Below are 2,659 nucleotides of genomic sequence, written 5' to 3'. Positions count from 1 at the left end.
CTGGGCTCGTCGTCGGCGGGCAGGGCCCAGGAGTCCGGCGCGGGCACGGCGGGGCCGCCCGTCACGGCCGGGGCGGGCGTGAGCCGCCACGAGCGGGCGTCGTGCCCGTACAGGTGCTCGACCTCGACGGTGCCGAGCGTCGTGTCGACGCGCACGTAGCTCGTCTGCCGGGGTGCGAGCGCGGTCGTCAGGACGGACACGACCGCGCCGTTCGCGAACCGCACGACGGCCGTCGACGTGTCCTCGGTCTCGAGGTCGCGGTCCAGGCGGAACGCGCGCGCGTCGACCTCCGCCCAGTCGCCGAGCAGGAACGCGAGCAGGTCGAGCTGGTGGATGCCGAGCCCGAGCAGGGGACCGCCGCCCTCGGTCGCCCACCTCCCGCGCCACGGCACGGCGTAGTAGTCCTCCTGCCGCCGGTACCAGAGCGTGTGGCAGACGCCCACGAGCGGGCGGCCGAGCGCGCCGTCGGCGAGCAGCCGCTGCACGTGCCCGACGGCCGTGCCGGTGCGCTGCTGGAAGACGACCGCGTACTCGCGCCCCGCCTCACGCGCGACGTCGAGCACGGCGTCGAGGTCGGCGAGCGACAGAACGGGCGGCTTCTCGCAGACGACGTGCGCGCCGCCGCGCAGCGCGGTGATCGCCTGGTCGCGGTGCAGGCCGGGCGGGGTGCACAGGTGGACGACGTCGACGGCCTCGGCGGTGAGGAGCTCGTCGAGCGAGCCGTACCGCCCGGGGATCCCGTACCGGTCCGCGAAGACGTCCCGGACCTCGGGGTTCGGGTCCGCGACGGCGACGACGGTCGTGCCGGGGTCGGCGTCGAGGACCTGCTGGTGGGCGTGCGCGATGGCGCCCGTGCCGACGATCGCGACGCGGAGCACGGCGTCGGGTGCGGAGGTCGAGTCGGTCACGTGCGCTCCTTTGCGACGGATTGAATCGTCTCACTGTACGGGGAAGCGCTTGCCTCCTGTCCAAGGGGAGACCGTCAGGCCTTCGGGTCCGACGAGCCCCGCACGACCAGCTCCGGCTGGAACTGCACCCGCTGGTGCTGGAACCGCTCACCCTCGGTGCGCTGGCGGAGCAGCAGGTCGGCGGCGGTCCAGCCGAGCTGGTGCGTCGGCTGCCGGACCGACGTGAGCGGCACGGTGAGCATCGACGCGAACGTCACGTCGTCGTACCCGACGACGGCCATCTCGGCCGGCACGGCCACGTCGCGCGCCCGCAGCCCGCGCAGCACGCCGAGGGCCGCGAGGTCGTTGACGCAGAACACCGCGGTCGGCCGGTCGGCCTCGTCGAGCACCTGCGCGATGCCCTCCTCGCCGCCGTCCGCGTTGAGCGACCCGATGGTGACCTCGACGAGCGCCTGCTCGGGGTCCAGCCCGGCCGCGTGCAGCGCCTGGAGGACGCCGGCGCGGCGGTCGGCGCACTGGCGGATGCTCAGCGGGCCGTTGACGAACGCGATGCGCCGGTGCCCGAGCGCGACGAGGTGCTCGATCGCGAGGGCCGCCCCCCGCACGTCGTCGACCGCGACCGAGGAGATGTCGTCGAACGGCGACGTCGCGTCGAGCAGGACGACGTCGACGCCGCGGTCGCGTGCCGCGAGCAGCGCGTCGATCGACCCGGCCGACGGCGTCACCATGACGCCCTGCACACCGTGCTCCTCGAACAGCCGCAGGTAGCGCGACTCGCGCTCGGGGTCCTCGTCCGACGACGACAGCATGAGCGTGTAGTCCTCGGCCGCGAGCCGGTCCTCGACGCCGCGCGCGACCTCGGTGAAGAACGGGTTCGCGATGTCGAGGACGATCGCGCCGACGGTCTGGATCGTGCCGGCCCGCAGCTGACGGGCGGACGCGTTGCGGACGAACTGCAGCTCGTCGATCGCGGCCTGCACGCGGTCGCGCGTGGTCGGGGTGACCTGGTCGGGGCGGTTGAGGACGTTCGACACGGTGCCGACGCTCACGCCCGCGCGCTTGGCGACGTCGGTGATCGACGGGCGGCGTTCCGCTCGTCCCCGGGTCGTGGTGGCCATCCGTGGTCCTCCGCTCTGCGTCCTCGCGCCCCGATGGTATCGGCGGCTCCGGGCCGACCGTCGGCACGACCGGTCGGCGGTCTCCCGGCGCGCCGCGGGTTGGGGCGAGCGCAGTACGCTGCGACGGGAAAGGGCTTCCCGAACCGATGTGCCCGGAAGGGTTGACGCCCGGGACGGCCCGTTTCTAGAGTGCTACGCGATGAATCGTTTCAACGACGCGACGATCGGAGGCAGGCCGTGACGCGAGTCTGCTTCGTCTCCCGGGTCCGCCCGGACCGCCTCGACGAGTACCGCGCACGGCACGCCGCCGTGTGGCCGGAGATGCTCGAGGCGCTCCGCGACACCGGGTGGCGCGACTACTCCCTGTACCTGGCGCGCGACGGGCTCCTCGTCGGGCACCTCGAGACCGACGACTACGCCGCCGCGCAGGAGGCGATGGCGCGCACCGCCGTCAACCCGCGCTGGCAGGCCGAGATGGCCGAGTTCTTCGTCGCCGACGGCAACCCCGACGAGGGGTTCCAGGTGCTCGACGAGGTCTTCCACCTCGAGGACCAGCTGCGCGCCGCCGGGCTCCCGACGACGCCGTCGACCGCGCGCTCGCCGCACGCCGACCCGGACCGCGCCGGCGACGAC

At 73.9% G+C, this 2,659-nt stretch carries 3 protein-coding genes; 1 reads left to right on the top strand and 2 read right to left on the bottom strand.

Going from position 1 to position 2,659, the window contains the following annotated elements; translation table 11 throughout:
* Together HGA02_RS21740 and HGA02_RS15795 are read right to left on the bottom strand one after the other, a co-directional pair.
* Positions 1-908: Gfo/Idh/MocA family oxidoreductase (locus HGA02_RS21740; RefSeq protein ID WP_168680036.1), on the bottom strand; the 908-nt coding region annotated here is incomplete at its 3' end.
* A 74-nt stretch (positions 909-982) separates the two neighbouring features.
* A complete protein-coding gene (locus HGA02_RS15795) occupies positions 983-2,026 on the bottom strand; it encodes a LacI family DNA-binding transcriptional regulator (RefSeq protein ID WP_168680034.1) in 1,044 nt (347 codons plus the stop codon).
* 237 nt (positions 2,027-2,263) lie between these two features.
* On the opposite strand from HGA02_RS15795, the gene HGA02_RS15790 reads away from it, so the two are divergent.
* Positions 2,264-2,659, top strand: a 396-nt coding sequence (locus HGA02_RS15790; protein ID WP_168680032.1) for an L-rhamnose mutarotase, incomplete at its 3' end; no start/stop codon positions are given.

It is taken from the genome of Cellulomonas septica (assembly GCF_012396155.1).
GTDB classification, from domain to species: domain Bacteria; phylum Actinomycetota; class Actinomycetes; order Actinomycetales; family Cellulomonadaceae; genus Cellulomonas; species Cellulomonas septica.
The sequence above is the reverse complement of the archived record's forward strand: the minus strand, read 5'-3'. Positions and strand labels throughout refer to the sequence as shown.

Bases quoted from the DNA above. Each gene is read 5' to 3' on its own strand.
- HGA02_RS15795 (WP_168680034.1), bottom strand. From the start codon at position 2,026: ATGGCCACCACGACCCGGGGACGAGCGGAACGCCGCCCGTCGATCACC.